This is a genomic window from Candidatus Uabimicrobium amorphum, assembly GCF_009002475.1.
GTDB classification, from domain to species: domain Bacteria; phylum Planctomycetota; class Uabimicrobiia; order Uabimicrobiales; family Uabimicrobiaceae; genus Uabimicrobium; species Uabimicrobium amorphum.
This window is the reverse complement of sequence record NZ_AP019860.1, coordinates 1748285-1766709: the sequence shown is the minus strand read 5'-3', so window position 1 is coordinate 1766709 and position 18425 is coordinate 1748285. Positions and strand designations below refer to the sequence as shown.

The window sequence follows — 18425 nt, the reverse complement described above, 5'->3', positions numbered from 1 at the left end:
GTTTTTTGAACAACAGAAACCAGTTCCATCTTTCCCTGTTTCGGGACAGCACGTAATAGGAAATAAATACTATGATAAAATATATGTGTCTGATGATTCTCTTTTTAGGCATTGTCATCTCTCAAGATTTTGAAAATACACAACAGCAACAGCAGGAACAGCAACAAGAACAGGCAACGCCAGAAGAGGAACAAGGACCAGCTGGGATTGATTTATTTTATGCAAATCGCGGTTTTGATTTAACCCCTAAAACACAAGCTTTACAATGGACCAATCGAGTTTCTACTGTTTTTTATTATGACAGCAACGTTTTCTTAAACGAAGGCGAAGATCGTGCGGACGACTTTGTGTGGGCAACACAGTTACAGTCGGACTTGCGATATGTGCAAGAAAGCTGGCAAATAGGATTGACCGGTATATTTCGCTATGAAGATTATCTTGAGGAAAATTCTCTAGATCAATTTTTGCCGCGAGGGTCTATTGATTTTAGCTACAAAGGGCGAAATTTTTACGCCTCTTTTAAAAGTGAAGTATCGCGTAACACAGTACCAAACACCGTAGAGTTAAACGATCGCTCACCGTGGAACCAAAGTACCTCAAAATCGGCAATAGGATTTCAATACAAGCAATTGATTTTTGAAGTACAGTCATTTCATTCCTTTCTAGACTTCGAAGACATAGAAGGGGACTATCACAACTATGGGCAAGCGTATGTGTTGAAGTACAGACCGAGACAAAACGTTACTTTCCTTTTTGAGACGGCTTGGGATTATATCAATTATCGCGAAGCGGCTATTGTCGCAGGGGATCAACAAAGTGATACTCTTGGAGTAAAGATATTGCCAGGTGTAGAGATCGCGTTTACGGAGAGTTTGTATGTACTATTGCAAGTAGGTCTAGATCATCGTACCTCATTTGATTATGTAGGTCTTAAGGCCTTTTTGGTCTGGCAGCCTTCACCAAACTTGCGTATGACTCTTTCACTCTTACGTCAAACGTTGCCTACATTTGCTGGCGACTTTCAGTTAATTTCTGTTGTTGGAGCAGGAACGGAGTATTTACTTACCGAAAATACGGTGATCAAAACTAATTTTAGTTTGTTACATGGAAATCCAGAAAATGGTGCCACCAGTTATCTTTACACATCTGGGGTTAATGTTGTATATCGTTTATTTGATGGTGTAGAATTCGAAGCCTTTTGTAGTTTGTCCGTAAAAGATGATAGTATAGCCGATTTTGTATGGCTGAAAACCGGAGGAGGCATCAATGTGGTTTTTTAAGCATTGTAAGAATAAACTGTATGTACTGTGTTTGTTAATTTTACTCGTCTTAGGGTGTGAAACTCCTCCTGACGAGTTTGTTCCCGATCCTTTAGAGGTGGCAAAGAATACGCAAAAAAATGATGTGGTTGATAATTCACAATCCAATACGAACACGGACACAAATACAAACACAAATACTCAAAATAATGCACAACAAAATACAGCGAACACCAATATAAACACTAATAAGCAGGACGAGCAAAACAACAGCACGACGCAAGAAATAAAGGCGTTGCGCATACCAGATCTAAATTTAGATGTGGAAGCGCGATTTATTGCCGGAGATAAAATAAAAATCGAGTTGGCCGGCGAAGATGAAATGACGCGAGAATTTGCGATTTCTAACAGCGGCATTATTTCTTATCCATACGCAAAAAAAATCCAAGTTATTGGAAAAACTGTTGCAGAACTAGAAGAAATTCTCGTCTCAAAACTTGAAAAATATTATGTAGAACCAGTGGTGAGTATTTCTGTAGAGAGTTGGGCGGAAAGACGTGTCTATTTATATGGTGTGGAAAATGGCAAAAACAGTGTTGTTTTAGATCCGACAAAAGGAATGACCGCGAGTCAGTTTCTCATTTCCGCAGGGGTTTCTCCTAAAGAAGCGGACTTTAATCGCATTTCGTTAACAAGACGTGTCAGTAACAAGCAAAAAGTAATTCCCATACCTCTGCAAGATCTTTTAGAAAATTACGATGTCACAAAAGATGTTATATTACAACCAGGAGACTTGATTATTGTCAAAGAAGCTCCCAAGATTCATGTGCAGGGAAATGTAAAATCTCCGGGATCATTTCCTTTGCAAAAAAACGAAAAGATGAATTTGTGGTTTGCTCTATCTCTGGCTGAAGGGCCAACGCAGGAAGCGGATCTTGCCAATATTAAAATACTTAGACAGGCAGAAGAAGGTTACGATGTAACCGTAGTTTCTGCATCAGATATCAAACAAAGCGAACTGATTTTGCTTGAGGCAGATGATATTGTTGTGGTTCCCTCGCAAAACGAAAATGTGGTGACCGTCTATGGACAGGTAAAGCAGCCAGGAACTGTGAGACTTATCGGACGCTCTGTACGTCTTTCCACTGTTATTGCCAATGCCGGTGGTTTGACTCAGTACGCTTCGCGTTCTATTCGCGTGTTTCGTTATTCTACCACTGGAAAAACGCAAAAGTTTTCTATCGATTTTGATGCCATTACCTCTGGAGATAGTAAACAAGATATTGAAATGCGTTCTGGTGACGTTGTTTATTGCGACTATGGTTTATGGTAGAAATTGGTATACATGGAAAATTTAAATTTAAATATTCGCTATTATTTAGAACTTTTGTACAGAAGAAAGTGGTTTATCGCCATTATTTTTACAATATTTGTTGTGGGGGGAGTGTTATATACCTCCAAACAAACAAGGCTCTACAAGACAACAGCTGCGTTGTCGATTACTCCTCCCCAAAAGCGCAATATTGCTGGAATTGAAGTTCAAGAAGAATTTAACGCTCACATGCAATATTTTGTGAACACACAAAAACAAATTTTACAAGGCGAAGGGACGATGCGCCTTCTTGTCGAACGTCTAGACGACGATATTTGTCGCGAATTTTTCGGTAAACCAAAGGAACAAGTTTCCATAAAACAAGTACAAAGGCAAATTGCTATTTCTTACCGACGTAACACTTACATCTTTGAGGTAGGTGTCATTGGTAAGCAGCCACAGCATTGCGCTACAATTGCTAATTTACTTGTGGATATATATATCGAAGAGTACAAACGTAATCAAAAATCTTCACAAAATCAAGTGCTGAAGTTCTTAAATCAAGGATTACCCGAAAGGAAGCAAAGCCTGGCAGAAGCGGAAGAGCGCCTGAAAGAATTCGAAGAGAATCATCGCAACATCTTATTTTTTACAAATAGCGAAAACAATTTTGACACGACTCAAATTGAAAAATTGTTAGACAAAATTCAAAGCATCAATGTGGAACTTTTGACAAAAAAAAATAACTACGATAAATGCGCTATTGCACGTAAAAAAGGTACGTTGGAAGCTATTTTACGCTTAGAGTTTTTCCGTGAAAGTGAACTTCTCAGTAATTTGCGTCAACGTGAATTTGAACTACAGCAAAAATATGCAGAAAACCGTTTGCGATATCAACCAGAACACCGCACCATGGTATGGCTAAAGAAGAGCATTACCAATACAAAGCGTAAAATTGAGCAAGAAGCACGTTTATTTGTACACCGCGAAGAACAAGAATATTTGGGACTTGTATATAAAAAACAGCAGCTAGAGCAGCTTTTACAACAAGAAAAAAAGAAACTTCTCAAGCAACGGCAAATATATATCGACTACCAGCACGCCAAACGCGAATATGACGTACAGCTAAATACCTACAATAACTTTATGGATAAATTGAAAGACATAAAGGCAATTAGCGGTTATGAGGTAAATAATATACGTCGTGAGCACAAGGCCCTTGCACCAGCCAAAAATGACATATACAGGCCACGCGCACTCGTCAACTACGTGATGAGTGGTTTTTTAGGAATATTCATGGGAATACTGGCGGTATTTTTGTTAGAAAGTCTCGATGACACAATACAAAATGAAAAAGACATGCGTGAGTTGGTGGATGTCCCTGTCTTTGGACAAATTCCTTTTATTTCAAAACGCCGTTATGGAAAAGATATCGAAAAAGTGGTGACTAACTACAGTAAATCACCTATTGCCGAAGCTTTTCGTTCTTTATCGTTGAATGTTTTGTTGATGGAAAATGAGCAAAAAATATTCGCGGTAACAAGTCCATGGGCCGGTGACGGAAAGACTGTGATCACCACAAACATCAGTCAAACAATTGCCAAGTCAGGAAAAAAAGTTTTGTTAGTGGATGCGGATTTATATAAACCACGCATCAGTAGTAGCTTTGATATTTCTCAATCATTGGGATTTGCGGACTTGATTCAAGATAAGGTTAAGTTCGAAGATGTGGTGCTTAAGCTCGAAGATAATTTGTGGTGCTTACCAGCAGGTACTCTACCCGAAGATCCTCACCAGACGATTTACAATAGCGAATTACAGAAAATCTTACAAGATTTAGCAGAAAAGTACGATTATATTATCTTCGACACACCGCCTGTGGGATTGATATCTGACGTATTGTTACTGGCCAACAACGGGGCGAAAATATTTCTTGTCGTGACGGTCAATAAATGTAAGAAAAAATTACTGCGAAATGTACTGCGCCGTTTAGATGTACTACAAATGTCGTTGCAGGGTACTATTTTTAACAGTAAATCTAAAGATGTTTCTAACATGGATGGTAGTTACTATTATTATTATGGAAGCTAAAAAATGAAAAGACTTTTATTTCTAATCGTTGTTTTTTTACTATCTTGTTCATCTACTCCAGAAAGGGATAAAAACGTGTTCGAAAATGTTTCAGCAAAGCAAGCACAAACAATTATGGAAGACAGCTCTGTCGTAGTCCTCGATGTTAGAACAGCGAATGAATACAACGACGGACATATTAAAGACGCTCTAAATATTGATATAAAATCAGAAAATTTTATGGACGAAATGCAAAAATTAGACAAAGACACTACTTATGTGATGCATTGTAGAAGTGGTGGACGTAGTGCAATGGCCCTAGAAAAAGTCAAAGATTTCGGATTTAAGAAAATTTACCACATGGATGGTGGAATGTTAGAATGGGCAGAAAACAATTTGCCAATTGAAAAATGAAATTACTGCTAATACAACCACCTATCCAAGATTTTTACGATACCGATATTCGGTTGCAGCCGATCGGCTTATGTTACCTTAAAGCAGCTATCGGTAAATTTCTTCCCCATGTAGATGTTACGATACGTGATTTTCATCAAGGGTGGGGAAGAAAAACCCTACCTATTCCTAAGGAATTAAAATATCTACAAGAATATTATCCTCACCCCGATAAAAGTCCATTTTGCTCGTTCTATCACTACTACCATTTTGGGGCCACTTTTGAACAAATCGCCGTAGAAATAACAGAATTTTCTCCTGATTTTGTTGGTATTTCATCGCTATTCACACCGTATTATCGCGAAGTACTGCAGGTCGCAAAAATTGTAAAAGAAAAGGCAAATTGTCCTGTGGTTGTCGGAGGCTCACATGTTTCTGCGGTGCCACAGAGCATTCTTCAAGATGATCATGTTGATTTTGTGATTTGTGGGGAGGGAGAAAAACCAATTGTGGAACTTCTTCGCGAATGGCAAGGCGGAAAAAACTACGACCAAGTCTCTAATTTGGGTTACAAAAAAAATAAACAGTTGTTTTTCAATCCACAAGGAGAAAATTACCTTATTGACGACTTACCACATCCCGATTTGAGTGATTTAGATCAAAATCGCTATCTATTTGAAAAGCGACCTCTATCCTTTATGATTACTTCGCGTAGTTGTCCACACAAGTGTACTTTTTGTTCTGTACATTTGACTTTTGGAAAGCGTTACCGACGTAGATGTCCACAAGATGTAATCGCCGAAATAAAAGAACGTTATAATGAAGGCTATCGTATTTTTGATTTTGAAGATGACAATTTAACTTTTTATGTAAAAGAAATGAAATTCTTATGCCGCGAGCTTATTGCGGCTTTTCCAGAGAAAGATGTGCAGTTTGTGGCGATGAATGGTATTTCCTATCTGAGTTTAGATGGCGAATTATTACAGCTCATGAAAGAGGCAGGGTTTACGCATCTAAATCTCGCATTAGTTAGTTCTGACAAAACGGTGCGCGAAACCACAAAAAGACCTCATACGGTGGAAAAATACAGAAAGGTTGTCGAGGACGCTGTACATTTGGGGTTTTCGATTGTCTCTTACCAAATACTTGGATTGCCCTCCGAAAGTCTCGCTTCTATGATTCAGACACTGAGTTTTGGTGCAAGACTTCCTATTTTATTGGGAGCATCGATGTTTTATCTGACGCCAAATGCGCCGATTGCCAAAAATTTTCCTCCATTATCTGTAAAAGAAATGTTTACCTCACGTTTGACTGCAATGGCAATAGAAACGGAACATTTTCAACGCGAAGATATATACACATTATTCATCACAACGCGTATCATCAATTTTTTTAAAGGATTGCGGGTAGAAAATTGTTCTGTTGATGAAGCCCTGGCAATAGCCCAGGAAAATGGTGGACGTGATAAAATAGGTAGCGATATTTTGCAGAAGTTATTTTGTGAAAAGAAATTGTATGCGTATACCAAGAAAGGCTACAAAGAGTTGCCGAAGTTTAAAAGCACACTTTTTTTTGATGTGTGGCAAAACTTAGAATACATAGCGACACAAAATAATACACGGATAAATCTTGCCATACCAGGAGTAAAATTTGTCTGCTAAAATGAATAAAGTTGCGCGGAAAAATGTACACAGTATCGAAAGCAATACCTGCTATGACGGTTGTGCTATTTATATTTCGCAAATCGTTCTTTGTAATAATGTCATATTCTGCAACTGTAGTTTTCGCGAAAGAGAAGTGCAAATTTTATACTGTGAAGATTGCTCGTTTACCCAATGCAATTTTCACAGTTTAGAACTAAATTTTTGCAAAAATTTAGTTCTAGAAGGTGGTTGCATGGAAGATTTGGCGATCACCAAAGGCTCTGTATCATGGATTAAGTCGGCGGTACAAGTAAAAAAAATGCGCGTACCTGTCTGTAGCTTGGATTTTAACTATCTACAGAATATCAAAAACCTACAATCGTTGGATATCAGCGCACGAATTGTAAATGATAGAGATTTAGAACATCTACAATTATTTTCCCAACTAGAAGATCTCAATTTGAGTGGTACGAAAATAAGCGAGATTGCCCCACTACAAAATATAAAACATTTGTGCAAGTTAGATTTAAGCTATAACTCGTTTCGTGAAAATGAGTGGAAAAATCTTGGTGAGTTAAAAAATCTGGAAGTCTTAAATTTGGGACGAACGAATATTAAAAATGCGAATTTGGAGGCATTGGTCAATTTAACGAATTTACGCTTTTTGTATTTGGGATATACAACAATAAGTACGGCGGGACTAGAGACGCTGTTGCAAATTCCACAATTGGAAAAACTGGAACTACCCCACACCTACATTTGTGACGAAGCGATCGAATTTTTCAAACAAATGTCTCATCTCAAACACTTAGGTGTCTATTCTTCACGTATGAGCCGAGAAAACATAGAATTTTTGCGAGAAGAAATGCCATGGTGTTGCATTCACGGTTAAGTTATGATCGCCGTAACCGCCGCTGTCACTATTGACTTAAGAATTAAGTGTAATAGTAATCATATATAGTACTTGTTCTCTGGAACTACAAAATAAAATGGTTTTGCAATTTTAACCGTAAGTGGTAACTGTGCAACACTTTACACGACCAAGTTGTACAATTCCAACAGCTCACTGTTGTTTCATTTTAATAAAACAACAGTGAGCTGTTGGGCACGGTCATACCGTACCCAAAAACCGAGGTAAACGAAATATTCTGTAACACTTTTTTTCACCGTAGCCAACGCTTAGGTTCTTGGCCGAAATCATACGTTGTCCTAAACCGGTATTTTCTGTTTCATATTTTTGTATATACTAAAAGCATTTACATGAGACAAAGTCATTTTGCTTAGACTACTAAGAGTATCTAAATACACAAAAGCAATATCTTGCGCGCGTCCCCATATTATGGCTTGATAGTGATTGTCTTTGAAAGTTTCATACATAAAAATATCTTTATCAAATAACGACTCTAGGTTTTTTCCCAATAGTTGCGTTTCGTGTAGTATTCCCTTGAGCTCATCACTGTCTGCTCTTCCCTCTAACACTTTGTATATTGTTTTTTGAGGGATATAAAAGGCGATGAGTAGTGTTGTCGTTGACGCGCGTAAGAGAGTTGACTTAGCTTCTTGATAAAAGTCCATAATATAATTGCTAAAGTCGTCCATATCGATATTTTGATGTACAGTGGATTCGTTGGTGTTACTCTTGTTCATCACCGCATCATGGACACTTTCTATAACCTCGCTTTGCTTTGTTTTTTCAACCATCTCGATATTGTCGTTTTGTTTGACCTTTTCAGGCGTCTCAATATTAGTTGCGGTTTTTTGTGGCGATATATTTTTGTTTTGCATTGTCAAAACAAGGCGTGAGGTAATTCTTCCCTTTATGATGCGCGATGTTGGTTTGGAGTCTGCTGGGTCACTATTTGGTGACATTAACCACTTTTTTAGACGTTGAGTTGTACTTTTCTTTTTTTCTGGGTTTATTGTATATACAGATAGCGCTTTCGCATCTGCATACTGGAGTGGTTTATTATCGATGAGTGCCTCTACATCACAAATCAATTGTTCGTATGTTTGGTAGCGATCATCGGGATCTTTTGCTAGCATTTTCGCCAAAATGCGACTAGTTGCTATTCGTAATTCCGGTATATATTCCTGGGGAGGAATGATTTTTTCTATTTTGTGTTTAAGTAGTATATCGACAAAGTGTTGTCCGGAAAAAACTTTGTGACAGGTTAATAAATGATAGATTGTGGCTCCCAAAGAATATATGTCCGAACGAAAGTCCAAGTTATTATGTGTCGCTTGCTCTGGACTCATGTATTCTGGAGTCCCCAGTATTACACCTTCGGTGGTAAGACCGTTGCTCTCTACAATAGTTTTTGACAAACCAAAATCGGTGAGTTTAACACATCCATTAACATCGAACATCAGATTGGATGGTTTTATATCGCGATGGATAATGTTTTTGGTTGCCGCTTTTTGTAGCGCAGAACAAATAGGTATGACAATTTGATGCCATACTTCAAGTTCTGGTAAAGGACCTTCCTCGAGAATGTGCTCGATATCTTGCCCTTCCACATATTCCATTGTGATGTAAAAAAAGTCTTTTTCTTCACCGATACTGTAAATGTTAACAATGTTAGGATGCTGTAAAGCTGCGGCGATTTTAGCTTCACGTTTGAATCTTTCAATGAAGTCAAGTTGTGTTGCTTTGTCGACAATTTTAATTGCAACTAAACGCTCCAGATCTTGTTGTTCTGCAAGATATACCTCGCCCATACCGCCATATCCCAGTAGACGTATGATTTTAAAGTTATTAATGACTTTTTGATCTGGCATTTTATTTCCCTTAACATATGAAGTTTTTCAGAGCGGAAATAAATAACAATGTTAAATGAATAAATTTAATACTAAACCTGGCAAACTTTGCCAGATTTAGCTTACACCTATAAAACCTTTTTTTAAGTAGTTTCGCTACCTGCGATAGATCGTGATTTTGACATTACCATTCCAATGTTGGCATCGACACGACAAACCACTACTATGGCGATACGTGGATTTGATTTCAGGCGGGCGAAGTAGTGAAGAAGGTTCGCTGAAGTGATTAACATTTCTTTAAAATAACGCTCATCGCTTTCGACACCGCGCATTTTTTTGAATATATTTTCAATTGCGGTAACATTGTCCCCTTCAAAGAGATCTTTCGTTGCCGCAGCTACAAGATCTAGCACTTCGGACGGATGACTATCTACCGTTTTTACATTGAGTAACATTCCCATGTCTAGGTCTATTACCCCTGCTGCTAATGCTTTAGGTACTTCCGCCATACATTTAGCAATAATAGAATCAACACTCATCATAAGCTCCTTTCCTCTATGTAGTATAATTTAATACTCATTACTGGCGCAATTAGTGCGCCGATGGCTTTTTTTTCGATAAAAATATATCTCTTTTAATACAAACTATATTTTTAAAGGAATATAGAAGTATTTTTTTTTGAAAAATTTAAATTTGAGTACTGTTTTGACTTTGGTGTCAGACTCGTGCACATCAGTCGGACTTTGGTGTCAGACTCGTTTGGTGTCAGACTCGTGCACATTAGTCGGACTTTGGTGTTGGTGTCAGACTCGTACACATCAGTCGGACTTTGGTGTCAGACTCGTGCACATCAGTCGGACTTTGGTGTCAGACTCGTTTGGTGTCAGACTCGTACACATCAGTCGGACTTTGGTGTCAGACTCGTACACATTTGGTGTCAAGGTGTGGTGTCAGACTCGTGCACATTAGTCGGACTGATGTGTCAGACTCGTGCATACTCGCACACACTCCGGACTTTGGTTTTGGTGTCAGACTCGTACACATTTGGTGTCAGACTTGTTTGGTGTCAGACTCGTACACATCAGTCGGACTTTGGTGTCAGACTCGTGCATACTCTATTTTATCGAAAGCTTAGAACTAAATTTTACAAAAACTTAGTTCTAGAAGTGTACTTATAGAAAAGGAGGGGGAAAGTAATTCACCAAAGGGCTGGTATGAATATTGGAATTTTACATTTATTATTGCCAGACGTAGCTTCGGGCTTTGCTGACAAGATTTGCTAAGTTAACGTTTGTACGACATACGATCACGGCAATGTGATGCGGATTATTGGAAAAGCGCGAAAAGTAGTGAATTAGATTTTTAGAAAAGACAATGATTTCTTTAAAATAATGAGGTTTTTGTTCTTGGCGTATTTGACAAAAAAGTTGTTCTATTTCTTGTATTTTTGGTCCTTGATACATATCCTCTGTTGCGGCATACAGTAAATCGATTACTTGTTGCGGGTGATTATCTATCGTTTGCAAATGTGTCATTTTTTGTGTTTGTAAATCAATAATTGCTGTTGCAACGGTGTCGGGAATTTGTTCGATAAATTTATCAAATAGACGATTTTCAGAAGGCTTTTTTTCTATGGGGTCTTTGCTCGCTATTACCTGTTTATTTTCTACTTTTTGAGGATCTATTTCGCATTTATTTTGCTGGCAGTATAATTGGTATTGGTCAATAAACTCTTCTTGTTCTGTGGTTTGCACATAACTACTATTTTTTATGCGAATATATTGTAGCGCATCTATGGCGGTTTTCCCCTGCAAAACAAGACAGCAAGCCAAAATAGTTCCTGTTCTTCCCAGACCAGCTTTACAGTGTAAGAGCACTGTTTCCCCTTCATCAATTGCTGTCAAAATTTCTTGACATAGTTGGTGTGCTGCCGGCATATTGGGTATGGACATATCGTTGATGGGAAAATGTTTTTCGCGAAAACCATACTGTGTAGGAGAGGGAGGTACAATATTCTCCGTCAAGTTTACGATAAAAGAAATACCCAAGTTTTTGTAGTAAGAATAATCTTCCGCGATATCATGTATCAACCCAGGTTGACCAGCTCCCGCTAACTTTTGATCTATGATCCAACAGAATCCAACAGGCATATTTTAACTCCCATATCTGAGGTATTGTTTTGTTCTGTCATGTTTGGGGTGTAGAAAAAAACTATCGCGATCAGCACACTCGATGAGTTCACCGTACACAAATAACATGACAAAATCAGCCACTTCACGACTAAAACGTTGATTATGTGTTGTAATAACCAATGTTTTTTCTGTTTTTACTTCTGCTATTTTTTTTATAAGCAGTTGTTGCTCTTCGAATTTTAAGTAACGCTCCGGTTCATCTAAAATTACGTAGGGGTATTTATTTCCCAGTGCAATGGACAAATAGGCAAGTTTTGCTGTTCCTAGAGGTAACTCACAAAGAGGTGTTTTCTGTATCTTCTTTAGAGAAGCGAAAACGTCCGGAAAAGAGCGCCACACCGAATGAAGAAAATTGTCACTCTTTGCTTTTGGATAATGCTCCTGTAAAATTTCACACAGTGAGCCTTTTGGGTGGAAACTTTTATTTTGTGGACAAAAAAACGGCGGCGTTGTTGGGTAGTTGAACTCTCCCGTATACCAAAGCTCTTCATCAATAGATGTACCAATTAGCATCTTTAAAATGGTTGTTTTTCCGCTACCCCCTGGCCCCATAATGACTGTTGTAGACTTTTCCGGTATTGCAAATGAAATATGTTCTAATATAGTTTTTTCCCCATAACCAACACTAAGATTCTTTGCGGAAATCATTGTTTATCCTAAACAGGTATTTTTTGTTTCATGTTTCTATATATACCGAAAATATTTGTATGGCATATTGACATCTTACTTAAGTTGCTGAGAGTATCTATGTAAACAAAGGCAATATCCTGTGCACGACTCCACAACAATGCTTGGTAATGGTCATCTTTAAATGTTTCATGCATAAAAATATTTTCGTCAAATAATGGTTCGAGTTTTTTCCCTAGTAAGTGTGATTTTTGTAGTATTTGCAGGTTTTGCTCATCTGCGCTACGCCCTTCCAGAACTTTATATATCATGGGTTGTGGTATGTAAAAGGCCACCAATATGGCCGTTGTCGAAGATCTTAAAAGGGTCGATTTCATTTCTTGGTAAAAATCTACGATATAATTACTAAAGTCATTGTTATCAATAGCCTGGCTGATCGTTTGCTCATCGATTTTGAGATGCCGATTGCTTTGATTTTTTTGAGGAAGTTGTATTTTGTCTTCACTCATTGTGTTCTGTATGTGTGTCAATTCGTCTTCGTGAATGGTGTCATGTTGTACTTGTTTTGTTGCTAGAGGAATATTCACATCTTTCTTTTGTGTCTTCACTACCTCGGTATTTTGTTTGTCTTTCATTGCCAAAACAATACGTGAGGTGATGGTTCCTTTGATAACGCGTGAAGTTGTTTTTGTATCCTGATTTTCTTTTGTAGGTGACATTAACCATGTTTTCAAACGTTGTGAGGTTGTTTTCTTTTTTTCAGGATTATAGGTATATACGTCTAATATTTTTGAGTCTTTCGCATACTGTAGTGGTTTGTTATTGATGAGCGCATCTACATCACAAATCAGGTCTTCATACTGAAGATAGCGATCGTCGGGATTTTTTGCTAACATTTTTGCCAAGATACGGCTTGTCGCTATTTTTAAACTGGGCACGTGCTGTTGTGGCGGGAGTACTTTTTCACTTTTGTGCTTAAGCAGTATGTCGACAAAATGCTGGCCCGTAAAAATATAGTGACCTGTGAGTAAATGATAAACAGTTGCACCTAGGGAGTATATATCCGAACGAAAATCTAAGTCGTTGTGCGTGGCCTGCTCAGGACTCATATATTCAGGTGTACCTAGTATTGTACCTTCCATCGTAATTCCATCACCACCGGTTATGGTTTTTGATAAACCGAAGTCGGTAAGTTTGACATTACCATTGATGTCAAACATCAAGTTTGCGGGTTTTATGTCGCGGTGTATGATGTTTTTCGTTGCTGCTTTCTGTAATGCTGAACAAACAGGTAATGCAATTTCGTGCCACACCTCTATTTCAGGCAAAGCGCCTTCTGCAAGAATATGCTGGATATCGTGTCCTTCCACATATTCCATGGCGATATAGAAAAAATCTTTTTCTTCACCAATGCTATATATATTGACAATATTTGGGTGTTGTAAAGCCGCTGCAATTTTTGCTTCGCGTTTAAATCTTTCAATGAAGTCTATCTGCATTGTTTTGTAAATAATTTTAAGGGCAACAAGGCGTTCGAGGTCTTGCTGCTCTGCTAGGTACACTTCCCCCATTCCCCCATATCCCAGTAGGCGAATGATTTTAAAGTTGTTGATGACTTTTTGGTCCAACATTTTATTTCCCTTACTATAAATTTTTTTGCGTTGGAAATAACTTTATATAGCAAAAAATGTAAAGAGAAAAATCTGGCAAAATTGATTTTGCCAGATTCAAAACCTAAAACTAAAAGGCTAAAATCTAAAACCTAAATTTTCCCAATATCTAAGTTTATGTAGTCTCACTATTGACAATTGCTCTAGACTTGGACATCACCATTCCAATGTTCGCATCCACGCGGCATACAACAACTATTGCGATGCGCGGATTTGATTTTAAGCGCCCAAAGTAGTGAAGAAGATTCGCTGAAGTGATCAGCATTTCTTGAAAATAACGTTCATCACTTTCCACACCACGCATTTTTTTGAACGTGTTCTCGATGGCGGTAACATTATCTCCCTCAAAAAGATCTTTTGTGGCGGCCGCCACAAGATCTAGTACTTCAGAAGGGTGACTATCTACGGTTTTGACGTTTAGCAGCATCCCCATGTCCAGGTCAATTACACCTGCGGCCAATGCTTTTGGTACCTCTCCTATACACTTTGCGATAATAGAGTCAACGCTCATGATATAGCTCCTTTCTTGTTTTATACAAATTGTATGTTTTCCATCTGTTTAAACAATTATTATGCCAAATTGTATATTTTTTTGCTTAAAAGGATAAAAAAATACAGTAAGTTGTTTTATTTAAGCGTATCTAGAGCTATATTTTATTTAAGAGTTAAAAAAAATTCAAGTTTGCTTTGTGGTTTTCACACGGATCGCGATGTATTTCAAGAACATGAATGTGCGGAATGCGCACATTTGTTACTTAACTCTTTAATCTGCTTCCATGTGTATCCAATTGCTTTTAACCTGCGTCTAAAAGCTTCGCGTGATAAAGAAAAAGATTGCGCGACATCATCCATAGAAAAACGATTATTCTTTGTGGCAAAAGCCGCAACCCTCTTTATGATGATGTGTAGTGTGCAATCACGGACAGCTAAATCTAAAGAACAATAATCTTTTATTTGCTGCCGCTGTAGATACTGCGGAACTCTACCCAGAGAACACTGGCGTATACAATTGTTTAGCTGACGGATGTTACCTGGCCAATCATACGCAGACATACGCTGCTTGAGTTCAAGTGTAATTGCCTTAGAGCGCGATGCTGATAACTGACCACAGAAATATTCAATGAGAAAAGGTATGTCTTCTTTTCTTTGTGCTAAAGAAGGTACTTCTATGCGTACTGTTTCCAAACGTTCTGCCAGCTCAGGCATGAAGCTACGTTTGTCTAGTGTTTTTATATCGCGACTACTTGCTGATATAATACGCACGTCTACATAGATATTGTGACTGCCACATACACGTCGAAAAGGTGCCCCCTCTACAACGCGGAGTAACGCCGATTGCATAGAAGGCAACAACTCAGAAACTTCGTCGAGAAATAGAAAACCACCATTGGCAAGTTCAAAAAGACCTGGACGGCCTTGAGCTGGAGCCCCTGAAATACCAGAGTTAGGAGCTATGCCAAAAAATTCTGTTTCGCATAAAGTTTCGACAAGAGCACCACAGTTGACCTCGATAAATGGTTTGTTACCTCTAAAACTATATCTGTGAATGTTTTGCGCGAGAATAGATTTTCCCGTGCCTATTTCACCATGAATGTAAATCAAATCATTTGCATCGGTATATTGAATTACCTTGTCAACGTAACTCAGTGTTTCTAAAAGTAAATTACTTTGACCAATAATATCGCTGTACGGATATTTTAGTAGCGAGCGTTTGTTTTTTAAGACACTATTTTTCTGTGTAGATTTGTGTGTGAGTGACACAAAACTAGGCGTAAAAATAGCAACAGACTCACAGGTACTTTGTAGTTTTTTTACATCGCAATTTTGGTCAGCACGACATACAAATAGAAAATTGTTTATAGAGCACCAGTGCCAATTTTTTTTCGATTTCCACTCTTGATCGAATTTAATTTCATCACGAAGATGAGAAAACTCCTTTTGCACGCGCCATTTGCTATTTTCAATCGTGTATTGTTGATTATTATTGTTTACAATTCCAAGATGAACGGTTTGTTGATGTTCTATGAGATATATTCCCAAAAATGAGCACCGAAGTTCTTTTGCCAAATTTAAAATGAAGGATGTGTAGATTGTATTATTATTGCTATTTTTAGACGGAATAACGCCTGAAAAATTGTCCATCCCTTTCCCCTAAAAAAACCGTCACAAGACCTATTTTCCCATTGTTAAAACTAATTTTGTGGAATATATTCGATTTTGGGTGATTAGTATTTACTATTTCGATAAGCTGAATGTAGATTGTTTTAGCTACTAATCTTTAGCCAAACCATTTTTGTTTAAAACTTAGTTTAGCGATCACTAAGGTAGAAAAAAATATTAACTAAGGTTAAGGTTGTAATATGATCTTGACCATGCTTGTAGCGGTAATTTCTCCGAACATTTTATTCGGTAAAACGGTAGCATTGTGTCCATGACAAAGCTACCTAGTAGGGTTTCATAAAAGTATAGTATGTAAAATGCTTATTCGCAAAAAAAATTAGTTGCCTAGCTGTTTCCACAAATAAGTGTAGGATAATGCCGTGACAAATGCTTGTTGTTGATGAGTACTCGCACCTGCATGTCCACCTTCTAAATTTTCATAATAATGTACTTTGTGGTTCATACCTTGCATTTTGGCGACCATTTTACGTGCGTGCCCTGGATGAACACGATCGTCTTTTGTCGATGTATATATAAGAATCGTTGGATATTGATCTTTTGCAGATACGTTGTGATAAGGCGAATAGCTTTTCATATACGACCACTCTTCATCAATATCGGGATTTCCATATTCTGCGATCCAACTTGCGCCCGCCAGAAGTTTGTGATACCTTTTCATGTCGAGAATAGGCACTTGGCATATAACAGCATTGTATAACTTCGGGCGCTGCATCAATGCACTTGCGACTAAAAGCCCACCATTACTACCACCAATAATGCCAATATAGCGTGGCTGAGACAATTTCCTGTGTATGATGTCTTGAGTAACCGCAAACAAGTCATCTAAAGAACGTTGTTTGTTTTCTTTTATGGCAGCACGATGCCATTGTGGTCCAAATTCACCTCCACCACGTACATTGGCTATTACGTAAACACCACCACGTTCCAACCATGTAGAACCAATCATCGCTAGATAGTGAGGGTACAGCGAAACTTCGAAACCTCCGTATACTTTAATAAGAGTAGGGTTGTTGCCATCGTAAACGACATCTTTTGCGGAAACGATAAAGTAAGGAATTTCCGTTCCATCTTTACTAGGTGTCATTAATTGCTGCACGCGAAAATTTTCATTGCAAAAAAAATGAGGTAGTTGTCGTGTTTGGCGTGTATGATTGTCCTCGAAAAGGTATAGTGTTGGCGGAGTTAAAAAGTCACTGTATGTATAGAAAAAACGGTTGTGAAGATCATCACTACTGACAAGATGTATGCTTCCATAACAAGGTGTTTCTACTTGATGCAGTTGCCTCGTGCGTAAATCGTAACACCATAATTCACTGCGAACATTTTTCAATTTGTTGATGACAATGAGGTTTTTCGTTAGTTCTATAGATGTTACTGTTTCACAAGATTCAGGACAAAAAACTGTTATAAAATCTCGTGAGCCTTTTATAAAATCAGGAAATGAAATTGCAACAATACTTCCCGATGGATAAACGACATCGGCTGGTTTCCAATCTGATTTTAACTGAAGAATTAAATGATCTTGTAAAAAACCGCATAGCTTGCTATCCTCCGGAATATCCAAGCGTTGCAGTTGATTTTCTTCATAGAGAAAGTGTTGCGTTTGATAAAAAGTTTGTGCACGCAAAATTAATTTGTACTTGCGCTGTTGTGTATGTACAACCGCTCCGTACACGGCAACATCATCTTCCTCTCCACGAAAAAGTATTTTCGAATCTTCGATATTCGTTCCTCTTTTCCACTCACGCAATGTAAGTGGATAACCCGATTTTGTCAGCCCTCCGACATGACAAGCGATCCACAGCGTGTCGATATCACACCATGACAAAAATGTTTTCGATTCTGGGACGCGAAACCCGTCTTCAATAAAAGATTTTTGTACAATGTCGTATTCACGGATGGCAACCGCGTCCGAGCCACCTTGCGAAAGCTTGACCATGTATCTTTCGTAGTTAGGATATAATCCTTCGACACCTTTGAACACCCAGGGTTGTTGTTGTTCTTCACATAATTTATCTAGATCAAGTAATTCTTCCCACTGTTGTTCGTTGAAATAATTTTCATAGCTAGTGCGCCGCCATATACCGCGTTCATTTTTGGGACTTTTGTAAAAATTGTATAGGTATTCGCCGCGTATTGTTGGATAAAATATGCGTTTTTCTGAGTTAAGTATTCCAAGGCAACGATCATAGAACTCACAAAAATTAGTATCTTGTTTAAAATGAGATGTGGTATCATCGTTTTGTTTTTTTACCCAGGCAAGGGCTTGTTGATCACCTGTGTTTTCCAACCAGATGTATGGATCACTCATCGTTTTTCCT

Annotated in this window: 14 protein-coding genes; 6 read left to right on the top strand and 8 right to left on the bottom strand. The window is 38.1% G+C overall.

What is annotated here, in order from left to right; all coding sequences use genetic code 11:
• Nucleotides 1-71: 71 nt before the first annotated feature.
• The 6 genes from UABAM_RS06225 to UABAM_RS06200 all read left to right on the top strand — a co-directional run bounded on the left by UABAM_RS06225 (nucleotide 72) and on the right by UABAM_RS06200 (nucleotide 7569).
• Complete coding sequence (locus tag UABAM_RS06225; protein ID WP_151967140.1) at nucleotides 72-1280, top strand: porin family protein; 1209 nt, start codon at nucleotides 72-74, stop codon at nucleotides 1278-1280.
• Nucleotides 1267-2592, top strand: coding sequence for an SLBB domain-containing protein (locus tag UABAM_RS06220; protein ID WP_151967139.1), 1326 nt, complete (start codon nucleotides 1267-1269; stop codon nucleotides 2590-2592). Before UABAM_RS06225 ends, UABAM_RS06220 begins: the two co-directional genes overlap by 14 nt.
• Before the next feature lie 12 nt (nucleotides 2593-2604).
• Nucleotides 2605-4662 (top strand): GumC family protein, encoded by a 2058-nt coding sequence (locus UABAM_RS06215; RefSeq protein ID WP_151967138.1) that lies wholly within the window; start codon nucleotides 2605-2607, stop codon nucleotides 4660-4662.
• Between the two features lie 75 nt (nucleotides 4663-4737).
• The gene (locus UABAM_RS06210; RefSeq protein ID WP_173013162.1) at nucleotides 4738-5055 is read left to right on the top strand and encodes a rhodanese-like domain-containing protein; all 318 of its coding nucleotides are present in this window, start codon (nucleotides 4738-4740) and stop codon (nucleotides 5053-5055) included.
• Nucleotides 5052-6695, top strand: a complete 1644-nt coding sequence (locus tag UABAM_RS06205; RefSeq protein WP_151967136.1) for a B12-binding domain-containing radical SAM protein — start codon at nucleotides 5052-5054, stop codon at nucleotides 6693-6695. The genes UABAM_RS06210 and UABAM_RS06205 overlap by 4 nt, the downstream gene beginning before the upstream one ends.
• Complete coding sequence (locus UABAM_RS06200) at nucleotides 6685-7569, top strand: leucine-rich repeat domain-containing protein (protein WP_151967135.1); 885 nt, start codon at nucleotides 6685-6687, stop codon at nucleotides 7567-7569. Before UABAM_RS06205 ends, UABAM_RS06200 begins: the two co-directional genes overlap by 11 nt.
• A 317-nt stretch (nucleotides 7570-7886) precedes the next feature.
• Here the strand turns inward: UABAM_RS06200 and UABAM_RS06195 are convergent, their stop codons facing one another.
• The 8 genes from UABAM_RS06195 to UABAM_RS06160 all read right to left on the bottom strand — a co-directional run bounded on the left by UABAM_RS06195 (nucleotide 7887) and on the right by UABAM_RS06160 (nucleotide 18415).
• The gene (locus UABAM_RS06195) at nucleotides 7887-9455 is read right to left on the bottom strand and encodes a serine/threonine-protein kinase (RefSeq protein WP_151967134.1); all 1569 of its coding nucleotides are present in this window, start codon (nucleotides 9453-9455) and stop codon (nucleotides 7887-7889) included.
• A gap of 122 nt (nucleotides 9456-9577) precedes the next feature.
• Nucleotides 9578-9973, bottom strand: a complete 396-nt coding sequence (locus UABAM_RS06190) for a hypothetical protein (RefSeq protein WP_152021968.1) — start codon at nucleotides 9971-9973, stop codon at nucleotides 9578-9580.
• Between the two features lie 699 nt (nucleotides 9974-10672).
• Nucleotides 10673-11584 carry a phosphatase domain-containing putative toxin gene (locus UABAM_RS06185; protein WP_151967133.1) on the bottom strand — a complete coding sequence of 304 codons (912 nt, stop codon included), beginning with the start codon at nucleotides 11582-11584 and terminating at the stop codon, nucleotides 10673-10675.
• Between the two features lie 3 nt (nucleotides 11585-11587).
• Complete coding sequence (locus UABAM_RS06180) at nucleotides 11588-12274, bottom strand: ATP-binding cassette domain-containing protein (protein ID WP_151967132.1); 687 nt, start codon at nucleotides 12272-12274, stop codon at nucleotides 11588-11590.
• 8 nt (nucleotides 12275-12282) lie between these two features.
• Nucleotides 12283-13884, bottom strand: a complete 1602-nt coding sequence (locus UABAM_RS06175; RefSeq protein WP_151967131.1) for a serine/threonine protein kinase — start codon at nucleotides 13882-13884, stop codon at nucleotides 12283-12285.
• Nucleotides 13885-14038: 154 nt separating this feature from the next.
• Nucleotides 14039-14434, bottom strand: a complete 396-nt coding sequence (locus UABAM_RS06170; RefSeq protein ID WP_151967130.1) for a hypothetical protein — start codon at nucleotides 14432-14434, stop codon at nucleotides 14039-14041.
• A 206-nt stretch (nucleotides 14435-14640) separates the two neighbouring features.
• A complete protein-coding gene (locus tag UABAM_RS06165; RefSeq protein ID WP_151967129.1) occupies nucleotides 14641-16065 on the bottom strand; it encodes a sigma 54-interacting transcriptional regulator in 1425 nt (474 codons plus the stop codon).
• A gap of 355 nt (nucleotides 16066-16420) precedes the next feature.
• Entirely contained in the window at nucleotides 16421-18415 is a 1995-nt protein-coding gene (locus UABAM_RS06160; RefSeq protein ID WP_151967128.1) for a prolyl oligopeptidase family serine peptidase, read from the bottom strand.
• Between the last annotated feature and the right edge of the window lie 10 nt (nucleotides 18416-18425).